Annotated in this window: 20 protein-coding genes and 1 pseudogene; 15 read left to right on the top strand and 6 right to left on the bottom strand. The window is 67.0% G+C overall.

Going from position 1 to position 21,550, the window contains the following annotated elements; genetic code table 11:
• Positions 1–195 precede the first annotated feature (195 nt).
• Positions 196–1,836, top strand: coding sequence for a cytochrome bc1 complex cytochrome b subunit (qcrB, locus tag SLUN_RS00610; RefSeq protein ID WP_108146678.1), 1,641 nt, complete (start codon positions 196–198; stop codon positions 1,834–1,836).
• 11 nt (positions 1,837–1,847) lie between these two features.
• Here qcrB and ctaF read toward each other — a convergent pair whose 3' ends face one another.
• The 3 genes from ctaF to SLUN_RS00595 all read right to left on the bottom strand — a co-directional run bounded on the left by ctaF (position 1,848) and on the right by SLUN_RS00595 (position 5,063).
• Positions 1,848–2,237, bottom strand: coding sequence for an aa3-type cytochrome oxidase subunit IV (ctaF, locus tag SLUN_RS00605; protein ID WP_108146677.1), 390 nt, complete (start codon positions 2,235–2,237; stop codon positions 1,848–1,850).
• Positions 2,234–3,952 (bottom strand): aa3-type cytochrome oxidase subunit I, encoded by a 1,719-nt coding sequence (gene ctaD, locus SLUN_RS00600; protein ID WP_108146676.1) that lies wholly within the window; start codon positions 3,950–3,952, stop codon positions 2,234–2,236. The genes ctaF and ctaD overlap by 4 nt, the downstream gene beginning before the upstream one ends.
• 619 nt (positions 3,953–4,571) lie before the next feature.
• Positions 4,572–5,063: a hypothetical protein gene (locus SLUN_RS00595; RefSeq protein ID WP_306610643.1), complete on the bottom strand. Its 492-nt coding sequence runs from the start codon at positions 5,061–5,063 to the stop codon at positions 4,572–4,574.
• A gap of 209 nt (positions 5,064–5,272) precedes the next feature.
• Here SLUN_RS00595 and SLUN_RS00590 point away from each other — a divergent pair, with 209 nt between their 5' ends.
• Complete coding sequence (locus tag SLUN_RS00590) at positions 5,273–5,578, top strand: hypothetical protein (protein WP_108146675.1); 306 nt, start codon at positions 5,273–5,275, stop codon at positions 5,576–5,578.
• Here the strand turns inward: SLUN_RS00590 and SLUN_RS00585 are convergent.
• Complete coding sequence (locus SLUN_RS00585) at positions 5,542–6,243, bottom strand: zeta toxin family protein (protein WP_254710034.1); 702 nt, start codon at positions 6,241–6,243, stop codon at positions 5,542–5,544. The two genes, SLUN_RS00590 and SLUN_RS00585, sit on opposite strands and share 37 nt — an antisense overlap.
• A 373-nt stretch (positions 6,244–6,616) precedes the next feature.
• Between SLUN_RS00585 and SLUN_RS00580 the strand changes: the two genes are divergently transcribed.
• Positions 6,617–7,012 (top strand): peptidoglycan-binding domain-containing protein, encoded by a 396-nt coding sequence (locus SLUN_RS00580; protein WP_108146673.1) that lies wholly within the window; start codon positions 6,617–6,619, stop codon positions 7,010–7,012.
• On the opposite strand, the gene crcB is transcribed toward SLUN_RS00580, so the two are convergent.
• A complete protein-coding gene (crcB, locus tag SLUN_RS00575; protein WP_108146672.1) occupies positions 7,009–7,380 on the bottom strand; it encodes a fluoride efflux transporter CrcB in 372 nt (123 codons plus the stop codon). The genes SLUN_RS00580 and crcB overlap by 4 nt on opposite strands.
• A 202-nt stretch (positions 7,381–7,582) precedes the next feature.
• Positions 7,583–8,017 (bottom strand): zeta toxin family protein, encoded by a 435-nt coding sequence (locus SLUN_RS40600; RefSeq protein ID WP_257153616.1) that lies wholly within the window; start codon positions 8,015–8,017, stop codon positions 7,583–7,585.
• 600 nt (positions 8,018–8,617) lie between these two features.
• Between SLUN_RS40600 and SLUN_RS00560 the strand changes: the two genes are divergently transcribed.
• The 12 genes and pseudogenes from SLUN_RS00560 (at position 8,618) to SLUN_RS00515 (ending at position 20,708) form a co-directional block, all read left to right on the top strand.
• Positions 8,618–9,124 carry a hypothetical protein gene (locus tag SLUN_RS00560; protein ID WP_108146670.1) on the top strand — a complete coding sequence of 169 codons (507 nt, stop codon included), beginning with the start codon at positions 8,618–8,620 and terminating at the stop codon, positions 9,122–9,124.
• A gap of 29 nt (positions 9,125–9,153) precedes the next feature.
• Positions 9,154–10,687: pseudogene (locus SLUN_RS00555) on the top strand (ISL3 family transposase).
• 1,302 nt (positions 10,688–11,989) lie between these two features.
• Positions 11,990–12,163: a hypothetical protein gene (locus SLUN_RS39140; protein ID WP_159100096.1), complete on the top strand. Its 174-nt coding sequence runs from the start codon at positions 11,990–11,992 to the stop codon at positions 12,161–12,163.
• Positions 12,164–12,801: 638 nt separating this feature from the next.
• Positions 12,802–14,217, top strand: a complete 1,416-nt coding sequence (locus SLUN_RS00550) for a cytochrome P450 (protein ID WP_108146669.1) — start codon at positions 12,802–12,804, stop codon at positions 14,215–14,217.
• A gap of 211 nt (positions 14,218–14,428) precedes the next feature.
• Entirely contained in the window at positions 14,429–15,913 is a 1,485-nt protein-coding gene (locus SLUN_RS00545; protein ID WP_254710033.1) for a cytochrome P450, read from the top strand.
• Positions 15,914–16,694: 781 nt separating this feature from the next.
• Complete coding sequence (gene ltrA, locus SLUN_RS00540) at positions 16,695–17,951, top strand: group II intron reverse transcriptase/maturase (RefSeq protein WP_108146667.1); 1,257 nt, start codon at positions 16,695–16,697, stop codon at positions 17,949–17,951.
• A gap of 311 nt (positions 17,952–18,262) precedes the next feature.
• Positions 18,263–18,427: a hypothetical protein gene (locus SLUN_RS39135; RefSeq protein ID WP_159100095.1), complete on the top strand. Its 165-nt coding sequence runs from the start codon at positions 18,263–18,265 to the stop codon at positions 18,425–18,427.
• A gap of 295 nt (positions 18,428–18,722) precedes the next feature.
• Positions 18,723–18,932 carry a hypothetical protein gene (locus SLUN_RS00535; protein ID WP_108146666.1) on the top strand — a complete coding sequence of 70 codons (210 nt, stop codon included), beginning with the start codon at positions 18,723–18,725 and terminating at the stop codon, positions 18,930–18,932.
• Entirely contained in the window at positions 18,929–19,261 is a 333-nt protein-coding gene (locus tag SLUN_RS39130; RefSeq protein WP_159100094.1) for a PCC domain-containing protein, read from the top strand. The genes SLUN_RS00535 and SLUN_RS39130 overlap by 4 nt, the downstream gene beginning before the upstream one ends.
• Before the next feature lie 188 nt (positions 19,262–19,449).
• Positions 19,450–19,746 (top strand): DUF4158 domain-containing protein, encoded by a 297-nt coding sequence (locus SLUN_RS42225; RefSeq protein WP_371413802.1) that lies wholly within the window; start codon positions 19,450–19,452, stop codon positions 19,744–19,746.
• Positions 19,736–20,155, top strand: a complete 420-nt coding sequence (locus SLUN_RS00520; protein ID WP_108146664.1) for a BlaI/MecI/CopY family transcriptional regulator — start codon at positions 19,736–19,738, stop codon at positions 20,153–20,155. Before SLUN_RS42225 ends, SLUN_RS00520 begins: the two co-directional genes overlap by 11 nt.
• A 49-nt stretch (positions 20,156–20,204) precedes the next feature.
• Complete coding sequence (locus tag SLUN_RS00515) at positions 20,205–20,708, top strand: hypothetical protein (RefSeq protein WP_159100092.1); 504 nt, start codon at positions 20,205–20,207, stop codon at positions 20,706–20,708.
• The last annotated feature ends 842 nt before the right edge of the window (positions 20,709–21,550 follow it).

The following is a 21,550-nucleotide window of genomic DNA, read 5'->3' as shown; positions in this document are numbered from 1 at the left end:
TCGTCACGAACTGGACCTCCTGCAACTACGCCGACGCCCTGCCCCACCCGCACGCCAGGGTTGAGTCGGCCGATCAGGGGTAGATACCGCGATTTTGCGTACTCCCTTCGAGCAAGGCGTTACCGATAAAGGGCGAACCGGCACAATGAGGGTGCAGTGCGGGTGGTGGAAGGCGAATCGACGGGAGAGTGGTGCATGCCTTTTCGGAGGAGTAAGGCGCAGCTGAAGGCCCGGGCCGGGCAGGCGGCGGCCAGTGGATACCGTGCGGCGGACGGGCGGCTGCCTGTCAGCGAGCTGGCCAGGCAGTTGTTGCGCAAAGCCTTTCCCGACCACTGGTCCTTTCTCCTCGGCGAGATCGCCCTTTACTCCTTTGTGGTGCTGCTCCTAACCGGCGTGTATCTCACCCTGTTCTTCGACCCGAGCATGATGGAGAGCGTCTATACCGGTTCCTATGTGCCCCTTCAGGGCGAGAGGATGACCCAGGCGTACGCCACCACCCTCAACATCAGCTTCGCCGTGCGAGGAGGCTTGCTGATCCGTCAGATCCACCACTGGGCGGCACTGGTGTTCCTCGCCGCGATTGCCGTCCATATGCTGCGGATCTTCTTCACCGGCGCCTTCCGCAAACCGCGGGAGGCCAATTGGATCGTGGGCGTCACACTGTTCGTGCTCGCGCTCCTCGAAGGATTCGCAGGCTACTCGCTGCCCGACGACCTGCTGTCCGGTACGGGCCTGAGGACGGCTGCCACCATCATGGGGTCGATCCCGGTCGTCGGAACGTACCTGGAGCTGTTCGTGTTCGGAGGAGAGTTCCCGGGCAATGTCGTCATCCCGCGTCTGTACATCGTGCATGTCCTGCTCGTGCCCGGCCTGATGGTGGCGCTGATCACCGCTCACCTCATCCTGGTGGTCTATCTCAAACACACCCACTGGGCGGCCCAGGGGAAGATCAACAAGAATGCCGTCGGTTCGCCGGCCTTCCCTCAGTTCACCGCCAAGACCACCGGTTTCTTCTTTGCGGTGTTCGGCGTACTGACCTTGCTGGGCGCGCTCGCCCAGATCAATCCCGTATGGAACTACGGCCCCTACCGCGCCGACCTGGTCTCCGGTAACGCACAGCCGGACTGGTATGTCGGGTTCCTGGAGGGCGCGCTCCGGCTGATGCCGCCGTGGGAGACCAATATCGCGGGCCACACCATCATGTGGAATGTGTTCATTCCGGCGATCGTGCTGCCCGGCGTCGTCTTCACGGTGCTGTTCCTCTATCCCTTCTTCGAGAAGTGGGTGACGGGCGATCGCAGGGAACACCATCTGTGCGACCGGCCGCGCAACCGGTCGACCCGTACGGGGCTCGGCGTGGCGGCCATCGTCTTCTACGCCGTTCTCCTGGTCGCCGGCGGCGATGACGTCGTCGCGTTCTCCTTCCGGATTTCGATCGAGGCCATGACCTGGATCCTCAGAATCGCGCTGATCGTCGCCCCGCTCCTGGCCTTCGCGGTGACCAAGCGCCTCTGCCTGGCCCTTCAGATGCGGGACCGCCGCCGGCTGACCGAGGGCGAGGAAACCGGTCAGGTGACCCAGTCGGCGTACGGCGCCCTCTCGGAAGGCCACCGCGGCCTGAGCCCGACGGCCCGCTACCGCCTGCTGATGCGTGATGTGCCGACGCCCCTGGAGCTCCCCGTGGAGGGCCCGATCTCGCGTCGGCGACGGCTGAGGACCGTGCTGAGCGGCTGGTACTACGGGGACATCGTGGAGCTGCCCGCCACGGAAGAGCAACGGTCTCTGATCGCGGAACGGAGCGCGCCGCCGGAGCCGGCCGGCGAGCGCCAGGACTGAAGAGCCGCCCCTCAGCCCTGCGGACGGGCGTACTGGAGGACCAGTCCGAACACCCCCGCCAGCAGCACGCCCAGGCCGATCAGGAAGAGCCACAGACCGAACACCACCCCGAGGGCCGCCAGGGCCGACCCCGCGGCGGTCAGCACCGGCCAGGCGCTGTGCGGAGGGAAGAAGTCCACCGGACCGGATCGCTCATGGATTTCCCCGTCCCCGCGGTCCTCGGGGCGCAGTCCCTTCCTCCGGTAGTTGGTGGCGAAGAAGAACGTAACCAGCAACGCCATGAGGAACGAGACGGTGAGGGCCGCCGTACCGGCTGGATCCTTGGACCACACGGCGTAGAGAACATCGGTCACGAGAAAGAATCCCGCGACTCCGGCGAAGAGGATGGCCTCGGTCTTCATTCGCCCGTCTCCTCTGGAGTGCCCGGAGTGGTTGGGGACCCGCCTCGGCCGAGGCTCGGTTTCTCCTTCTCCAGTGTCTCCGGGTGGTTCAGGTCGAAGGCCGGCGAGTCGGAACGTACCCGGGGCAGAGTAAGGAAATTGTGCCTTGGGGGTGGACAGGAGGTCGCCCACTCCAAGGAGCGGCCGAACCCCCAGGGATCGTTCGCCTCGACTTTCGGTGCGTAACGGCTGGTGCGCCACACGTTGTACAGGAATGGCAGTGTCGACAGGCCCAGCAGAAAGGAGCCGATGGACGAGATCGTATTGAGGAGGGTGAAGCCGTCCGCCGCGAGATAGTCGGCATAGCGGCGAGGCATTCCGGACTGCCCCAGCCAGTGTTGGACCAGGAAGGTCGTCTGAAAGCCGAAGAACAAGGTCCAGAAGTGGATACGCCCGAGGCGTTCGTCGAGCATGCGTCCCGTCCACTTGGGCCACCAGAAATAGAACCCGCCGAACATCGCGAAGACCACCGTTCCGAAGAGTACGTAATGGAGGTGGGCGACGATGAAGTACGAGTCGGTGAGGTGGAAGTCCAGCGGGGGCGAGGCGATCAGCACCCCGCTGAGGCCGCCTAGGAGAAACGTGACGAGGAAGCCCACCGCCCAGAGCATGGGTGTCTCGAAGGAGATACTGCCGTGCCACATGGTGCCGATCCAGTTGAAGAACTTTACCCCCGTGGGCACGGCGATGATGAACGACATGGCGGCAAAGAACGGCAGGAGGACGGCTCCCGTCGCGAACATGTGATGGGCCCAGACGACCGCTGAGAGCATGGTGATGGCGATCGTGGCCATGACCATGCCGAAATACCCGAACATGGGCTTTCGGCTGAACGTAGGAATGATCTCACTCACCACTCCGAAGAACGGCAACGCGACGATATAGACCTCGGGGTGGCCGAAGAACCAGAACATGTGCTGCCACAGCAGCGCGCCGCCGTTGGCGGAGTCGTAGATATGGGACCCGAACTTCCGGTCGGCTTCGAGGGCGAGCAGCGCGGCGGCGAGCACTGGGAACGCGAGCAGCGCGAGGATCGAGGTGAAGAGAATATTCCAAGTGAAGATCGGCAGCCGGAACATGGTCATTCCCGGGGCGCGCAGACAGACGATCGTGGCGATGAAGTTGACCGATGCCAGGGTTGTACTGATCCCGGACAGCACCAGGCCCATGGTCCACAGGTCTCCGCCGGCGCCGGGCGAGAAGACCGCGCTGTTCAGCGGGGCGTAGGCGAACCAGCCGAAGTGGGCCGCGCCGCCCGGGACGACGAATCCGGACACCACGATGATTCCGCCGAAGAGGAAGAGCCAGTAGGTGAGCGCGTTGAGTCGTGGGAAGGCAACGTCGGGCGCGCCGATCTGCAGCGGCATGATGGCGTTCGCGAAGCCGCCGAACATTGGCGTGGCGAACAGCAGCATCATGACGGTGCCGTGGATGGTGAACAACTGGTTGTACTGTTCGGCGCTGACGACCTGCATGCCGGGCCGGGCCAGCTCCGCTCGCATGACCATGGCCATCACCCCGCCCAGCAGGAAGAACCCGAACGCGGTGACCATGTAGAGATTGCCGATGACCTTGTGGTCCGTGGTCGTCAGCCAGCCCATGAGCCTGACGCCGGCGCTGATGCGCCTGTTGGTCACCGGCTCGGCCGCTGCGGCTTCATGCTGGTCCAGCGCCATTGGTTCTCCATCCCGTCTCTGGTGACTCGATGGTGGAGCCTTCCACCACGGACGGACGTACGACTGGCCGTACGACTGGCGGTGGCGCCCCGAATTTCACCGGTTCACCGGCGCACCGAACGGCGTCCGAGTGTCCCGCTGCGTCCTGAATCCCAGTCGGTCATGAGGATCTGCAGCGAGGACTGCAGACGGGGCGTGAGGGGGCTGCAGGACGCCCTGCCCGAAGGATCCGCGTCGCGGCTTGAGCAGAGTTCGACCCCCATTCAGCGAGCGCGGCAGCCGCGGCCGCAGAGCTGCGGAGGTCGAGCAGGATAGTGTCCGGGACGGGTAACCCGGCGCGCTCCAGCCTCAGGTGCGCCCGGTGCTTGTCCAGTCCGGTCATGAAGCGGACTTCCGGATGTCCTGGCCGTGCATGAACTCGACGCCGGAAAGGTCTGCCAGAACCTTCAATTTATCCCCCGAAGACCGTCGCTCACATCCGCAGCCACTTCCGCCAGGCGGCGCCCTTCCTGTCCCAGGGCTTCGGCGTAGTTGCAGGAGGTCCAGTTCGTGACGATCCGCCAACTCGGCGGCCATCTGGGAACGTGACAGGCACGGGCTCCCAAGATCATGGAGTTCTCTACGCCCCGTGATCCGAGTGGAAGACCGTGCCTGCCGACGCATCGTCACCGATCCCGCCCGCTCTCGCCACGTCGAACGCGGGAAGCGGCCGACCCAGCTCGGCCAGCGCGAGCCGGATCGTCAGCACGACATGTTCGAAATCCGTTCCCGCAGAGCGGGCGAGGTCGATCCGCACCGGCAGGAGCCGTTCGCTGGGCCAGGTGGGCTGGGCCCACTGGGTGGGCCGTTGTTCGCTGTTGGCAAGGGTGGCCTCGACCTTGCGGGACAGTGTCGTCTTGCCGATGCCGCCGACACCGTGGAAGACGATCACGTTGCGCCGCGGTGCTTCGAGGTCCTCGACGTCGAAAGCTGGGTCGGCGACGTGCCGCAGGTGTTCCGTCAATGTGCCCGCGACGGCTTGCCTCTGCGCCTGCCGGTTGGTGAACGCCTCTTCCGCAGTGAGCCCGCGGTCGTTCGAGCTGAACAGCGCCCTCAGATCCCGACCCGTCACGCCATCCCCCCGAAATGATCAACGACCGTCAACACACGCCCGAGTGTGCCGGTTTACCGAACCTTCCCCCGACCCAGCCCGTCGCTGACTCATTCCCGGCCACGCCTGCCGCACCAGTGCGGCGGCAGGGGAGCCGGGGGCGCGTTGCCGGGCCATTTCCGGGCGCCGGACAATGACCAGATTGTTCCAACAACGAAGGTGGTCCTACCGTGCACGCCCCTGACAACCCCGCAGGCGCCTCCCCCGAACCGACGCCCGCAGACCGGGGCGGGCCCCAAGAAGCCAGCTACGAGGGCGCGCTCGAAACCGTGGGACGGGTGCTCGCCTGGTACAACGAGCAGATCCTGAAGGAGCGCAGGGCACCCGTACCCGACGAGGACCGTCTGGAGCGGCTGCAGGCGGAGCGGCAGGCGTGCGCCGCCGACAAGCGGGCGCTGGAGGACGCCGGCCCCGAGGAGGTGTCCCGGATCGCGGCCGACTACGACGCGCGTTTCAGGGAGCTCACTGGGCAATAGCCGGATGCCGGTCGCTGCACCGGGAGGGGCAGCGACGCCAGCGCTGCGGGACGGGCAAGCGGGCGCGGCTGCAGTTGCATGGGCATCAGCGGCCGGGCCAGCTGTGCGATCTCCATCAACTCGGTCCGGTACTGCGGCAACGCCGAACGCAGCTGCCTCTGGACGGCGAAGAACTGAGCGGCCTCCTGCGGCGTGTACGGTCGCTGCTGCTCGTCCACCAAGGCCTGAGCGGCGCCGACCGGACGCTCCCACTGCCCGTCGGCGCTGCGCTCGCTGCGGTAGACCGCGGTCCCATCCCTCCGCATGACCACCACGGAATCGACCAGCGAGCCATGCTCAGCAGCCACGGCCGCGTCGGCGACCGCGCGGAAGCACACGTCGTGACCGGAAGCGGTGGTGAACCGGGCCGGGAGACCTTTCCGGCTCACCTCGGCGTAGTGGGCGGCAGTGCCCTGACGGCTGTCCGCCGCCCGCACGCCCAGGAGGACGAGCTCGACCCGGTAGCCAGCCTGATGGGACGCGGCGGCGCTGGACAGGAACTGGGCGGCGCTTCCCGGTGCGATCTCGATGACCAGATCGCCGCGCCGCGCACGGACGTACGCCTCAGCCTGTTGCTGCCATGCCTGGTAGTCGGCCCGGATCCGGGCGCCCGCCGTGGAGGCCAATACCCCACCCCGCCCGAACCCCGGCGGCTGTACAAAGGAACGCGGGTACCACCGTGTTGGTGAGCTCGTTGCCGGCCGGGACTCCGTGGGGGACCTCGTACCCTCCCCCGGCCGACCACTTGGGCGCGGGAAACCCTGATGGTTCGTCGCTCTCCGGGGCGCGCAGCCACCGTTCACCACGGTGAGGGCACCGTCCATGCATCGCGTGTTGGTGAAGCCGCCACCTTGCCCGAGTCGGAGCAGCCGCCATACCCTCGGCCAGGTGAGTCACAACGGGCGCTGAGACAGGGCCGGTTGGAAGTTCTCCACGCCCTGAGAAGCTGTCCCATACTGCGGTCGCCTGCGACCGAAGACGATTAGTGGAGAACTGCAGATGAGCCACAGCCGACGAATCACCGCTTCCTGTGCGACGTTCGTGCTGGCGGCGGCCTCGCTTCTCGCCACCGCTCCGGCGGCCGAGGCGTCTCCGGGTATCTGCTACCTGACGTCCTACGACAACCCGTACATCCCCGGTCGTGAGCAATACGTGGTGCCCGAGTACGACCTCAGGTACGGGATGAATGACTACTGCGTGGCAGGTCTGCAGAGACAGATCAACAGGCGCTACGGCAATCCACTCACCGTTGACGGCATCTACGGCCCCCGCACCCGGGACTGGGTCAAGCGAATACAGCGCGACTTCTCCTGGTGCGCGGGAGGCGTCGACGGCGTGGCGGGGCGCAACACCATAAGCTGTTTCGAGCACGTGACGGGCTGGTCCGAGTTTTAGTCTGCCAGCGTGACGCTGGCGAACGCCGCGCCCACTCCCGCCGCCACGCTCGCGACCACTTTCACAGCCGCATAGAACGTCGCGCCGTCCTCGACCAGCCGCAGCGTCTCGTACGAGAACGTCGAGTACGTGGTCAACGCCCCGCACAACCCGATGCCGACGAACAGCGCAACCTGCGAGGAGGCGGCTCCGGCCGTGACCGCACCGGTCACCAGCCCCAGTACCAGGCAGCCCACCACGTTCACGGTGAAGGTGCCCCAGGGGAAGACCGAGTCGTGCTTCGCCTGCACCGCCCGGTCGGTCAGAAACGTCAGAAACCTCAACGGCGCCCCGATCGCCGCTCCGGCGACCACCAGCAGCCAGTTCACTTCGCTGCCTCCCGGCCCACGTACCGGGCCGCGTTGTCCTCTGCACCGGGAAGCGCCGCCCAGTTCCTGTCCAGCGCCGCCGCGTCCCATCAGGCTGGCTACCGGGTCGAGCTCGTCCTCCTGGGCGTGCGGGCGGCGGACAGCCGTCAGGGCACTGCCGCCCACTACGCCGAGGTGAGCCGGAACGGTCTCCCAGCCCGGTTCACCACCGCCGACGGTCACGACGTGTGCTTCCGCGCGGTCGCCGACGCGGCCGTGGCCGGGCGCCCGCCGTGCGGGGCGACTCCTGAAGAAGCCGCAGGTAGTCCGGGTGGGAGACTTTGAAGTCGTCGCCCACGATCCGGGTCGGCCTCCGGCCGCGCAGGGCGCGCTGGACCAGACGGGCCGCCCGCGTCTTCCCCGCACCCGGCGGACCCATCACGTACACCGCCATCGGGCGCTCCTGCGCGGTGATGTCGCTCAGATAGGACGGCACGATCAACTCGTCGAAGATCCACTGGTGCTCGGCGGCCGACAGGCGGTGGTAGTCGAAGCCCGGCGGCTCCGTCCTGGCCTGAGCGATTCGACGCACCGGCTCGGCCAAGGCGAAAGTGCGCTCCGCGTCACCGCGAACCAGCAGGCGCAGCTCGGCCGGCACGCTTTCGTGGTGGACGCGCGGGAGTTGTGACGCAGGTAGTCGATGGTCGCGTGAGATCTCGAAGGACCCGGTGGGCCTCACCCAGGAAATGTGGGGACTGCTCACCAATGAACGCCCTCGCGGTCGCGGCCGAAGCGTCGCCCGAGGCGCGGTTCTCGCCGCAGGTCTTCGCTCCGTTGACCCGCACCTGCGCCTGGCCCTCGGATGAAGCCGCCACCAGGCCACGGCAGACGAATCGGAGGAACCGATAGGCCCGCTGCGCCAGACTCCGCGCCCTCACTGATCGCCGCCTCATGATCCGCCCGGTCCGCTCGTATGGCGAGTTCACCACAAACGGAACGGGACAGAGCGGGCCGGCCGTTCAAACTGCTCAGGCCAAGGACGCAACGGACGCCATCATCTCAGCCCCCAGAGAGGCAACCGAACGAAAGCCGAGGCTCGCAGTGACGAAACCCGGCTCTGCCGGGTCCGGCAGAGCCGCGCGTGGGTCGAGCAGCTCAGCGGCTACGTACGCTCCGAACACACAATATGTGACGGCGGGATGGTTGCGCGTAGACGGCCGACCGGTCGGCGGCGGCCTCCGACTCCGCCGACTCTGGGGTGACCAGCGTCGCGGTGGCGGCGCCGGGCCTCCGTCAGCCAGGCCGGCCCCAGCTCCACTGCGGCCAACGCCAGCGCCGCCGCCGCCAGTTCTCTTGCGCGGAGGAGCACGAGGAGGAAACGGGGCCGGACCGGGAGAGCTTCGGTGCGGGGGCTGTCCGCGCCGCGTTGCAGGAGGGTGTCGTACGGATCCGGGAGACGTTGGTGGACCGTATCGAGTCCATCGCCGCCACGGAGCCCTCGCGGCCGACCGACCTGCCACCTCTGTATCTCACGGCTCCCGCTCCTGCTCGGCCCGGCTGGCGGCGGCCCATGACCGCCATGCCCGGCTGGACCACCCCCGAGCACTGTGCCAGGGCCGTCCAGGAGTGGCGGAAGTCCCGTCTCGCCGAGCACATCCGGCACGACCGCCGACACCCCGGCTGGGACGCCATTGACTGGCAGGCCCCCGCCAGCCAAGGCGTAGGGTCTGTCAAACGAGCGGCTCTGTTCCGTAGTCAGTGGTGACGGCAGGTGACGGGCGTCGTTGACGTTGTATGCGAGATGTCAACTCCCTTGTGGCAACGGTGTTTTCAGGGCTTTCGGCGCTGGTCATCGAGGATGTGGCGGACGACGGCGAGGTGATCCGGGTCTTGGCCCGGACCCGGGATGTTCCCTTTCCCTGCCCGATGTGCGGGGTCCCGACGGGGAAGGTGCACGGATACCACGTCCGGACAGTTGCGGATGTGCCGGTCGATGGCCGCCGGGTCGTGGTCAACGTCCGGGTACGACGTCTGGTCTGCCCACTCCTGGGCTGTCGGCGGCAGACCTTCCGCGAGCAAGTCCCTGGGCTGATCGAGCGCCTTCAGCGCCGCACCACGCGTCTGACCAGCCAGGTCTCGGGGGTGGTCAAGGAGTTATGCGGCCGGGCGGCCGCCCGGCTCACCCGGTTACTGGCCGTGCCCGTATCGTTCGCCACCGCCCTGCGGGCGCTGCGGGGTCCCCCCGCCGGCGGTGCGGATCCCGAGGGTGATCGGGGTCGATGACTTCGCCCTGCGCCGCCGTCACCGCTACGCCACGATCATCATCGATGCCGAGACCGGGGAACGCGTCGATGTCCTGCCCGACCGCGAAGCCGCCACATTGGAGGCATGGCTGCGCGGGAAGAAAGGGATCGAAGTCGTGTGCCGGGACGGCTCGGCCACCTACGCCGAGGCGATCCGCCGGGCCCTGCCCGACGCGGTGCAGGTCAGCGACCGCTGGCATCTGTGGCGGAACCTGTGCGACAAAGTCCTGGCCGAGGTCCGCGCCCACGCCCCCTGCTGGGCCACCGTCAACCCGCCCCGGCCCGGCGGCGTCCGCGAGCAGACCACCCGCGAGCGCTGGCACAAAGTCCACGCCCTCCTCGACTCCGGCGTCGGCCTGCTCGACTGCTCCCGCAGACTGAACCTCGCCCTGAATACCGTCAAGCGCTACGCCCGCATCCCCGAACCGCCCGCGGATCGCATCGCCCCCCGCTACCGGCCCACCCTGGTCGACCCCTACCGCGACCACCTGCGCCGGCGCCGGTCCGACAACCCGGCCGTTCCCGTCACGCACCTCCTGCACGAGATCAGGGAACTGGGCTATACCGGCAGTGCCAACCTGCTGGTCCGCTACCTCAATCAGGGCCGCGCCGAAGGCGACCGCCCCGTGACAACCCCCCGCCGCCTCGCCCGGCTCCTGCTCACCCACCCCGAGCACCTGTGGACCAGGGACACCGACCTGCTCGGCCTCCTCACCGCGGCGTGCCCGGAGATGACCGCACTCGCCAGGCTCACCGGCGAGTTCGCCGCGCTCCTGACCCCGGCCCAGGCCAACGACGACAAGCTCACCCAGTGGATCGCCACAGTCCGCACCGCTGGCCTGCCCCACCTGCACAGCTTCTGCAACGGCCTCGAACTCGACCGCGCCGCCGTGAACGCCGGCCTCACCCTGCCCCACCACAACGGCCGGACAGAGGGCGTCAATACCCGAACCAAGAAGATCATGCGGCAGATGCACGGCCGAGCAGGATTCGACCTCCTCCGCCACCGCATCCTCCTGCAATAAGGAGAACGCACCGTCACCACCGACTACGGAACAGAGCCGAACGATTTACAGTCCCGCCCCAGGGGCGAGGCCTAGGGCTATCCCCGGGGCGTTTACCGGGGTGCCCTTTGCCCGTTCATCAGTAGCGTGCGGAGCGAGATAGTCCGCAGTGCCACGCGCAAGGCCCGACTCCGACGCGTGCGTGTCGGCGGCAATCCCACTCTCCACGGGAGGACAACACTTGCACACCGCCCCCGGCGACGAAGGCAGGCCTGCCGAGCCCGGCTCCAGGCCGTGTCCGTATCGGGATCCGCAGCACAGTCCAACACGCTCGGCCCTCCGGAGCGCGTCCGCGAGGATCGCGGCGCCACCAGCTGCTCGGGCTGCCCTGCGCCATCAGCCGTCGTAGACATATGAATATGCACAATATTGCCTCATCTGAGGATTTACTCGCCTCATCGAAAGGCAATTTCGGCCCCGATCAAACCAGTTAGCCGAATCTCTTCCGCAGCGTGACGGTCGTCTGCCCCCTGCGCATCAGGGCACCCTGTCATGCCGCGTCACGGGAGGCGCGGCGTGAGCAAGACCGACCCCGTACCGACTCTTGACGGCGTCCGCGACGAACTCACCAAGATCGTGGGGGCAGTTGGCGGTAAGTCCGCGGACCACTGGCCCAACCCTGTTCTGCGCGAACTGGCGTTGGCGCTCCGTCCGCCACCGTCGTGGTCATGCTATGGGACCTGTTGCTCGACTGGGCCCAGACGATGTTCGTGCCGTGGCCGGCCGGGTTGCTCTGTCAGGCCGCCGCCGGGGCCCACACATCGCGGCCTTCTGATGGAACTCTCAGATCACTCATCCCAGCCCCATGATCGGTCAAAGGGAAACGATGACAATGCGTCGCAGGTACCCAGTGAGCCCGACCCCGCCGAGCCAATCCCCGCCGCCGCCCTCACCACTGACGTGGCCCCGCTCCTTCGTCGGTCCCATACTCCTGGCCGCGATCACCACGGCCGGGGTGTGCGCGGTCCTGTTCACATTGCTCGTCGTGTTGAAGGCCGTCACCGCTGCGGCTGCCGCCGTGGCCGGGGCTGCACCCGCTGCTGGTGGCGTGGCCCTCAGTCTTGCCTTGCGCAAGAGGAATTGACCCCCTACGTGGCCCTGAAACAGACCTCTCAGATCCATCCCCGTTCGCGGGCCTGCAGAGCAGCCTGGAAGCGGTTGGAGGCGCCGAGGCGCTGCATGATCGACGCCCTTCACCTCCTTCACCGATCAAGAGCTGGACACCCGTGCCATCACCTCGCGGTTCGTGGTGTCGGCCCCTCGTTGTTCGCTCTGCCCGGCGGAGTGCGGGCACTGGAGGAGAAGGTCCTGGCCGAGGCCGCAGTCGACTGGCTCCGGCCCGCGGTGCAAGCTTTCGCCCTCGACGAGGCACCGGCCTCGCACCAGGCCCTGGAATCGCGGGCGACCATGGGGAAGCTGGTCCTCATTCCTCGGTAACGCGGCGGGTACCGCATGCCGCCCGCTGGCGACCGGCTCTTCTCAAGCGGCCACCGCCGGGCGGCCGCGACCGGAAGCACGCGTCTCCACCCTCTCAGGCTTCAGGCGCCCCCGCAGCTTTAGGTATTCGGATCTATCGTGTCGGCGAGTTGCGCCTGGGGGTCTGCGTCCGTAGCACTGCCCAACGGACGATGAGGGCACTACGACCTGCTTCACGGCAACGAAAGCGAAGATGACGAGAAGGACGATGCCGAGGATGAGGGGGATCATGCTCCTCCGATGAGCGCAGGTTCTCGAGCGGACTCTGACTTTTCGGTACATATTGCGGCGCGTTCCAGGGTGCCGCGCCGGTGCGACTCTCAGATTCTGGCCTACCCCGTCGTCGAGAGCCAGAGGGCTGGGAGACCAGGGCGTTGGAACTCGCCTCGCAGGGGCACCAGTTCACGGTCCGCTGCAATCGCCTGACGGCTTGTCGGGCGGAGAAGGGGCGGGGATATGCTGCGTCCGGCTCAGGATCTTGTAGGACCGCGGCAGGGCATGCGGCCCGTGGTCCGGCGCCGCCAGAGACGTTCGTGAGCGCGCTGCCGGGAACACTCATCCGTGACGGTGGCAGCTCCCCCCATGGCTTCGGAGGCCACGTGACCACCCCGCACCCAGACGTATCCCACGACGGTTCCGCGCTGGCGCCGCCCCCCGGCTGTCCCGCGCACGGTGTGAGCGCCGAAGGGATACGCCGGCTGTACGGGCCCGACGCCGAGGCCAACCCTCAGGGGCTGTACGAGGAACTCCGCGGGCAGTACGGCCCGGTTGCCCCGGTACTGCTCCACGGCGGTGCTGACGTCGAGGTGCCTGCCTGGCTGGTGCTGGGCTACCCCGAGAACCTTGATGTGATGCGTACGCCCTCCCGGTTCTCACGCGACTCGCGGAGATGGAACCAGTGGGACCGAGTCCCGGCCGACTCGCCGCTCAATCCAATGGTGGGCTGGCAGCCGCTGTGTGTCTTCGCTGACGGTGAGGAGCACGAGCGGCTCCGCGGCGCGGTCACAGCGGGTCTCGAACAGTTCAACCGTCACGGTGTGCGTCGCTACGTGAAGCGCTACACCGAGCAGCTGGTCGATTCCTTCGCGGCAAAGGGCGAGGCCGACTTGATCCGGGACTACGCCGAGAAGTTGCCGATGATGGTGGTGACCCGGCTCCTGGGGATGGCGCCCGGGGAGAGCCCGGACCTGGTGGAGCCCACCCTCGATCTGATGAAGGGCACGGGCACCGCAGCTGCCAGCAACGACCTCGTGACACGCACACTGGCTGAACTGGTCGAACGGAAGAAGAAGAACCCCGGACGCGATCTCGCCTCCTCGCTGATAGGCCACGACCCCAAGCTCACCGACAACGAGATCATCGAGCACCTACGACTCACCCTCGTTGCAGCACATCAGGGCACGGTGAACCTGATCGCCCACACACTGCGGCTGATGCTGACCGACCCCCGCTTCCGCGGGAGCCTGTCCGGTGGTCAGATGACGCTCCCCGACGCCCTGGAGCAGGTGATGTGGGACAACCCCTCGATCGCCGTAGTCCCGGGCCGGTGGGCCACCGGCAACACAACGCTGGGCGAACAGCACATCAACAAAGGCGACCTGCTGCTCCTCGGCATCGCGGCCGCCAACGTCGACCCCGCCATCCGGCCGAATCTGTCGGCCCCGGTCCACGGCAACCGCTCGCACCTCGCCTTCAGCAGCGGCCCGCACGAGTGCCCCGGAGCGGACATCGGCCGCGCCATCGCCGACACCGGAATCGACACCCTGATGGGCCTGCTGCCCGGTCTCGAACTCGCCGTCCCCGCCACTGAGCTCACGCTCGACGCCGCCTGGCTGACCCAGCGACCGGCATCCCTGCCGGTGAAGTTCCCGCCTCGGCACGGTGACGGCCAGTCCACAGGAGAGGTGTCGCAGCCGCTGCCGCCTTCGGTCCCGGTGGACAGCCCGTCATCGGGACCTGCAACAGCGGTGGCTCCCGGCCGCCGCTCGTGGTGGAGGTGGCTGCTCCATCGCTGATACGCGCGCCCGTGCTCAGCTGCCGGTAAGGCATGGGTGGCCGTACGGCACACCGTGTTCCAAGCACGTCGCGGGCAGGCAGTTCACAACTCTGTGATCCGCAGGACCGTTTGCCCACAAGTACTCGACGGGCCGTCCCGAGTCGATGAGAACACCGTTCTCAAGTGCACGGGGCGGTCCGTCGCGGTCTCAAGGCTGTGCACCTGCGCCATTGGAACCGCTGGGAACCCTGGGTACGATGCCTCTGGTTGATCATTTCGGGCGTCCTCCCGACCGCAGCACCTACCGCGCAGACCACACCTGCAGGCCGCATCGCGCGGGCCGGCGCAGAGAACGCCTCGTGAAAGGATCCCCCATGTCATTTGAGCTGGCGGCCATACCCCGCGCTCCGGGCGGCATACCGTTCCTCGGGCACGTCCTGAAACTGAAATCTGACCCGCTCGCGTTTCTCAGATCCCTTCGGGAGAGCGGCGAGTTGGTCCGCGTCGACATCGGTTCGATGCCGATCTACGTGGCCACCAGCGCCCGACTGATCAACGACGTCATGGTGACGCAGGGCCGCTTCTTCGAGAAGGGCCGTCTCTTCGACCGCGTACGCCCGCTGGTCGGCAACGGGCTCGCGACGGCCGGCGGTGAAGTCCATCGCCGTCACCGCCGCTTGATGCAGCCGATGTTCCACAAGGAGCGCCTTGCCGGTTACGCGGAGGTGATGAGCGAGCGCGCCCGCGCGCTGTCTGACTCCTGGAAGCCCGGACAGAGCATTGACGTGCACCAGGCGATGAGCGAGTTCGCCATCGAGACACTGGCGGCGACCCTGTTCTCTGCCGACATCGGGCGGCCTGCAGTAGAGGCGGTGCGACGGGATCTGCCGATCATTCTGAAGAACATGCTCGTGCGGGCGGCATCGCCGAAGATCCTCGACAAGCTCCCGATCTGGCGCTCTTTCGACAACGCGACCGCGAGCATGCGTCAGGTAATCGACGAGGTGGTTGCGACCACGCGCGAGGCGGGGCAGAGCGACCAGGCTGACCTGCTGTCGGTACTGCTCGCAGCGCGGGACGCGGACACGGGTGAGCCGCTCACCGACGAAGAAGTCCGCGACGAGCTGGTCACGATCCTGTTCGCCGGCACAGAGACCACGGCCTCCACCCTCGCCTGGGCGATCCACCATCTCGCCGCAAACCCCGAAGTCGAAGAGAAGCTCGTGGCTGAGATCGACGAGGTCGTGGGCAACCGTCCCGTCACCTTCGACGACGTCCCGCGTCTCGTCGGTATCCAGCGCGTGCTGGATGAGGTCATCCGTCTGCACGGGGTGGTGCTGCTGATGCGCCGCACCATCGAGCCGGTCGAGCTCGGCGGGTTCCGCATCCCCGCTGGCGTCGAGGTCGCCTTCAGTCTCTACGCCATGCACCGGGACCCGACGCTCTACCCCGAGCCGGACACTTTCGTTCCCGACCGGTGGCTGCCGGACCGGCGGGGGAGCATCCCGCGGGAGGCCGTCATGCCCTTCGGCGCGGGTAACCGGAAGTGCATCGGGGACGCTTTCTCCTGGACGGAGGCCACCATCGCGCTGGCAACCATCCTGGGACGCTGGAAGCTGCGCCCGGAGGAAGGTGCGAAGGCTCCCCGGGAAGCTGCCGCATCGATGGCCCACCCCGACCGGGTGCCGATGGTTGTCCTGCCCCGGGACGCCTGATGTCGGCGACTCGCCACAGGGTATTCGGTGAGCAATAGTCGCTGAGTTCCCGGCCTCGCCCACGACCGACCGGCGTTCTTGAGAGTGCCTGTACCAAGCGCACGCCGCCGCGGTCGCGCTCAGGAGCGACGTCGAGGCGTGACCGGCCAGCCGGCCAAAGTGGCCGCCGCCTTCTTGACGGGAACGTTTGAGCTGGTCGTGTGTCACGAACGCTGAAGGAGGCGTCGATGTAGGAGCTTTCGGAAGCGGTGCTGTGCAGGAGATGGAGGTAGGTCCTCCGGGGTCGCCCTGCAGGGGGAGGCTCCAAACCACCGCAGGCTGCGTCGGTTAAGTGCCGTTCGTGGTGAGCGCTGTGGGAAAAGGCGCGGCTTTGATCGCGTCAGGTGTGGGTCAGGAAGGCGAGCGAGAGCGAACCGCTGATGACGTGTCGTAACAAACTTCAATGGCGTCGAAACCAGGGCGAGACCAGGGCTCTGGGACAAGTCCGGGGGGAGCCTGCTGACTGCCCGGGTGGCGTCCGGCATGTAGGCGGCGCGAGCCTGACCTTGGCTCTTGCGCGGAACGTGAGAACCTGTCGCCCCGATACTGCTGCTGGCCCGCGAGGTCGGCGGCGAGAGGGAGATCCCCAAGTGGCCAACACCGTAAGGGGCCGAGTACCGATGCGGGGCACGGGGGCAGACCGTCTCGTAGTAGTGAGGAAGCCCGGTAATGCGGGTGGAGCGAAGGGGACGGATCATCCAGGTCTGCTTGGCGGTCAACCGGAGTTCCCGGGAGGAGCCGGATGAGCGGACCGAAGCCGTTCGAGATTTCGAAGCATGTGGTCTGGGAGGCGTATCTCAGGGTCAAGGCGAACCGGGGAGCGGCCGGGGTCGACGGCGAGTCGATCGAGCAGTTCGAGGCTGACCTGCAGGGCAACCTCTACAAACTGTGGAATCGGATGTCGTCGGGCAGCTACTTCCCGCCGCCGGTGCGGATGGTGGAGATCCCCAAGCCCGGGGGAGCAGGCAAGGTCAGGGTTCTCGAGGTGCCGACAGTCGCGGACAGAATCGCGCAGACAGCGGCGGCCATGGTCCTGGAACCGGAGGTGGAACCGCTGTTCCACCCTGATTCTTATGGGTACCGGCCCCGCCGAAGCGCGCTGGACGCGGTCGCGGTCTGCCGGGAACGGTGCTGGAGGACCGACTGGACGGTCGACATTGACATCCAGGGGTTCTTCGACAACCTCGATCATGACCTGGTCCTCAAGGCGGTGGCCCACCACACCGACCAGCGGTGGATTCTGCTGTATGCGGAGCGCTGGCTGAAGGCCCCGCTGCAGCACAGGAGTGGCGAGCTGGCCGCGCGAGATCGCGGGAGTCCCCAAGGCTCAGCGATCTCGCCTCTGTTGGCGAACCTGTTCATGCACTACGCGTTCGACACCTGGATGGACCGGGTCTTGCCGGGCGTCCGGTTCGAGCGCTACTGCGATGACATGGTGGTTCACTGCCGCACCGAGGCCGAGGCGCACCAGGTGCGTCGGGCGATCGGCCGGCGGCTGGCCGAGTGCGGGGACTTGCGGCTGCATCCCGACAAGACCCGCATCGTGTACTGCAAGGACGGCAAGAGGCGTGGTTCGTACGAGCACGTCTCGTTCACCTTCCTCGGATACACGTTCCGCTCGCGGAAAGTCCGGTCGAAGACGGGGAGTTACTTCTTCGGCTTCAACCCGGCGATCAGCGACGAGGCGGCGAAGCGCATCCGGGTGCGGATCCGCCGATGGCGGCTGCACCAGCGCAGTGGATCGTCCCTGGCGGACCTCGCACGGGAGATCAATCCCATCGTGCGGGGATGGATCAGCTACTACGGCCGGTTCTATCCGTCCGCGTTGGTCCCGAGCCTGAAGGGCATCGATCAGTACCTGATGCGATGGGCCACGCAGAAGTACAAGCGGCTCCGGCGTCGCCGGAGCCGGGCGTGGCAGGGCTTGGAGAAGACCGCCAGGCTCTACCCGGGGCTCTTCGCCCACTGGAAAATCCTCCGGCCTCGAACGACCGGGTGATGGGAGCCGTGTGAATCGAGAGGTTCAAGCACGGTTCTGAGAGAGCCGGGAGGTGAGATCCCTCCCGGCTACTCGCTAACGGCTTGTAGGGGGTGCCGGGAGCCGTCACAGGGCCGGGTCCGTTACGGCTTCGCGTAACCGTTCCGCGCGGCGGGCCCGGTAGGCGGCCTGTCGGCACGCGTTTGACGCCGACCGGTAGATGGCCATTCCGATTCCTACCTGGCCAGTCGCGTCGGGGCGTGTGGAGGTGACCTCGCACATGAGTATGTCTACGGGTAGCCTGGCGCCGCCGCGATCAACAGGATGGCTCCATGAGTGAGCTCGAGCGTTATCCCCAAGTCCCTGCGGGACCCGCCCGCGCCCATCGGCCCGCCCGCAAAGTGATGAAGGCCGTCCTCATCGTGGCGGCCGTAGCGGCTGCGGTCCTGCTGCTCTACATGGCTCTCTTCATCGGCATCTTCGTCATGGCAAGTTGATCGTTGCACCACGGCTGCTGATCGAGTGCCTGCCAGACGGCAAGGAGACCGCTGCGGACATTCCCGCTCTCCAGCCGAAACGGCCAGCAGGCCAAGAACACTTCGGGCTGATCGCTGCGGCATCGCCCGTACCTCAAGGCACGCATGGGAGCAAGGCCAGGCTCGCTGGCGGCTGCGGCACGTAAGGCCAACTACCGCTCGACACCGTGGCCAGCTATGAGTCGACGACGGCCAAGGCCAGGCCGACGACATCGCCCACGTCCTGGCCCCCGACGAGGAGGCCCGCCACCTCTACATGACGGCCGTCACCTCCCGCGTCTGCGCCGTGCACTGGACAACCGCCGGCCGGATCGCCTCCCGGCCCGCCACCTACGCCCACCGCGCGGACTTCCTCGCCACCCGCTTCGCGAGGGAGGCCCTCAACCCACGGGACTCTGGCGCACGCTGGTGCTCCTCGGTCATGCTGCGGGAGCTGAGCCCCATGATCGGACGGAGTCCCGCATGATCGTCTTTGAAGTCCCCCAGGGTGAGCTCGTCGACGAGCTGAACCGCCAGGCCGCCGAGGCTGGCATCACCGACGCGGCGATCGTCTCCCTGATCGGGGCCGCAGACTCCTTCCCCGTCTCCACCATGCCCGAAGGCGACGCGCTCAAGGACACCATCACCAAGTACGACCTGCCCGGCGAGATGACCGGCACCGGCGAGATCCGCAGCGGCTTCGTCCACCTCCACGTCGTCATGGGCGTCGAAGGCGACCGCGCCATCGCCGGACACCTCCACGAAGCCTCAATCGGCACCCACTTCGCGCGCGCCTACGTCATCCCGGCGGGCTGACCAGCCCCCAGGTTCGGGAGTGCGCACTATCGGCCCCGGGCGCCGGTACCAGGTCCGCACGCCCTGCCGGGCCGCTTCACCGATATCCGCGCCTGCCCTGCGTCCGCGGCTCTACCGTCCAGCCCGAGAGTTGATCACGGGGGCGGGCGGAAGGCTGCGCAGGGGGGCGGGATCTGGGTCTGGACGGGGTGGTGGACCACTTCACCCTGGCCAGCGATGAGGCGGGCTGGTTACGGAACAAGGCGGGGGCCACGAGGTTGGGCTTCAGCGTTCAGCTCAAGTTCCTGACCTGGCGCGGCCGGTTTCCCAAGGCGCGGCACGAACTCCCCGACGACGCGGTCGAGCACCGCGCGGCGCGGTATCGCCCATCGGCGCAACCTCACCCTTGCCGAGCAGACGAGCAGGCTGCACCGCGACCGAGCACGCCCGAACCACATCGGAGATCAATTACGGACAAGCCGTATGGTGGCTGCTGTGAACGGTGAACTGGGGGAGCTTGAACACGCCGTCATGACGCGCATATGGCGATGGAACCGCCCGGTGACGGTGCGGGAAGTCCTGAATGATCTCAAGAAGGAACGCTCCATCGCTTACACCACCGTCCTGACCGTCATGGGCAACGTGCATTCGAAGGGCTGGCTGCGCAGGTCTCTCGACGGCCGCGCCTTCCGGTACAGCCCGGTCTCCACCCGCGCTGTCTACTCGGCAACGCTGATGAACGAAGCCTGGTCAAGGAGCGATAGCCCCGCAGCCGCGCTGGTCGCCTTGTTCGACATGATGTCGGCGGAACAGCGCGAGGCCTTCCACGACACGCAACGCATCATCAAAGCCCCCGGGAGCGCCTCCGAAGACCTCCCGCAGCACGAGGTTGAAGTGACGGCCGACCGCGGTTGACCCGCAGACCGGTCGAGAGCAGCGGAGCCGAGCAACCTACACTCATCTGGTGGAACTGAGTTCGAGCGACCGCAGCCAACTACGGTCCGCCAAGGAAGACCTCGTGGCCTGCACAGCCATGGGGGAGCGTCGCGTCGCCGGCATGCAGTTCGACTTGGTCGAAGCCCGCTGGGGTGCCCAGGGGCTGGACCATATGCTGCTCCTCCTGGCCGAGGACATCGTCCAACACGCAGCAATCAGCGCACGCAACCCCTTCGCCAGAGTCGTGCCCGAGCAGGCACTGACTCCCGACCAGCTCGAGGCAGCGAGGGAACGAGTTCTCGGAGAGCCCGAGCCTGTATCCGATGCTTCTGACAGTGCCACGCTCTGCGAGCGAGTCGCCGCGTACCTGAATGCCGTGCAGCGCGATGACACCGACGGTCAGAAGCGCGTCCTGACACAGATTCGGAACGGCCGACCAGGCGATCTGTACGCAGTTCGCGAGATCACCCTGGAGCTTGCCGCCCTGTACTCCCCAGACGCACACACCCCGCCCACACCTCCCCCCACGTAAGGCTGTCCCCTATCTGTGGGTATTCGCGTGGCGTCACTCGGCACTGCAACGTAGCGGGGGGTTTCGTGCCCTGCTTGAGGTTCGCAGTCGGGCGGCCCCGGAGCTCGGCTGTGGGCAGCGATGATCAGTCAGGTCCAGCCGTCGGCCGTTCCCTGCCTGAGCGCCTGGGCTGTGTCCAGCCGAGGCTCTCTCGTGACTTCGGCGCGGCATAGGCTGCTCGTGCTGCGGCTACAGCTGAACTGGGATCTACACGGGGGTGAATCATGGAGTATGGCTCTGAGAGCGGCGACGGCTCGACTTCTGAGCGGTACACGCGGGATATCCGTGGAGAACGCCACTCTGTGCGCGAGGCACTGGGCTCAGATCTCCCCGCTGCCCACATAGGCCTAGGCGCCGCAGTCATCGCCTTGGTCGTGGTCGCCAGCTTCGCCGGCCCTCGATGGACCTTGATCGTCGCTGGTGCTTTCACGGCCTGGTTCATTCTTGCGCTGCCAGTGATTCACATCGGCAGTGGCCATGGCTGGAATGCCGTCCGAAGGGCCTACATCGCCACGTCTTGCTGGGGCAACTGGATCTGAACCCCCAACGCCCCGGCGGTGATGGGCGCATGGACTCCATGTCGTACCTTTCACGCCAAGGCGCGCCGGGACCGTCGAGGCGATGAAGAGGGCAACTCGGCGACGAAGTCCCAGACGGTGCCGTCCGCCAGAGCCCGGTCCCTCGGAATGCGGCACTCGCCCCGGTACCTGCCCGCCGTGTCGACCGTGACTGAAATCTCTCCTGCGCCGACGCGGGCATGCCACGCCTTCAGATGCTGCCCGCGCCCGCAATGCAGGGGACGG

The sequence above is a fragment of the Streptomyces lunaelactis genome (assembly GCF_003054555.1).
Taxonomy (GTDB): Bacteria; Actinomycetota; Actinomycetes; order Streptomycetales; family Streptomycetaceae; genus Streptomyces; species Streptomyces lunaelactis.
Note: the sequence above shows the minus strand (reverse complement) of the source record. Positions and strands in the feature narration are given on the sequence as shown.

Bases quoted from the DNA above. Each gene is read 5' to 3' on its own strand.
- qcrB (WP_108146678.1), top strand. From the start codon at position 196: ATGCCTTTTCGGAGGAGTAAGGCGCAGCTGAAGGCCCGGGCCGGGCAG.
- ctaF (WP_108146677.1), bottom strand. From the start codon at position 2,237: ATGAAGACCGAGGCCATCCTCTTCGCCGGAGTCGCGGGATTCTTTCTC.
- ctaD (WP_108146676.1), bottom strand. From the start codon at position 3,952: ATGGCGCTGGACCAGCATGAAGCCGCAGCGGCCGAGCCGGTGACCAAC.
- SLUN_RS00580 (WP_108146673.1), top strand. From the start codon at position 6,617: ATGAGCCACAGCCGACGAATCACCGCTTCCTGTGCGACGTTCGTGCTG.
- ltrA (WP_108146667.1), top strand. From the start codon at position 16,695: ATGAGCGGACCGAAGCCGTTCGAGATTTCGAAGCATGTGGTCTGGGAG.
- SLUN_RS39135 (WP_159100095.1), top strand. From the start codon at position 18,263: ATGAGTGAGCTCGAGCGTTATCCCCAAGTCCCTGCGGGACCCGCCCGC.
- SLUN_RS00535 (WP_108146666.1), top strand. From the start codon at position 18,723: ATGACGGCCGTCACCTCCCGCGTCTGCGCCGTGCACTGGACAACCGCC.
- SLUN_RS39130 (WP_159100094.1), top strand. From the start codon at position 18,929: ATGATCGTCTTTGAAGTCCCCCAGGGTGAGCTCGTCGACGAGCTGAAC.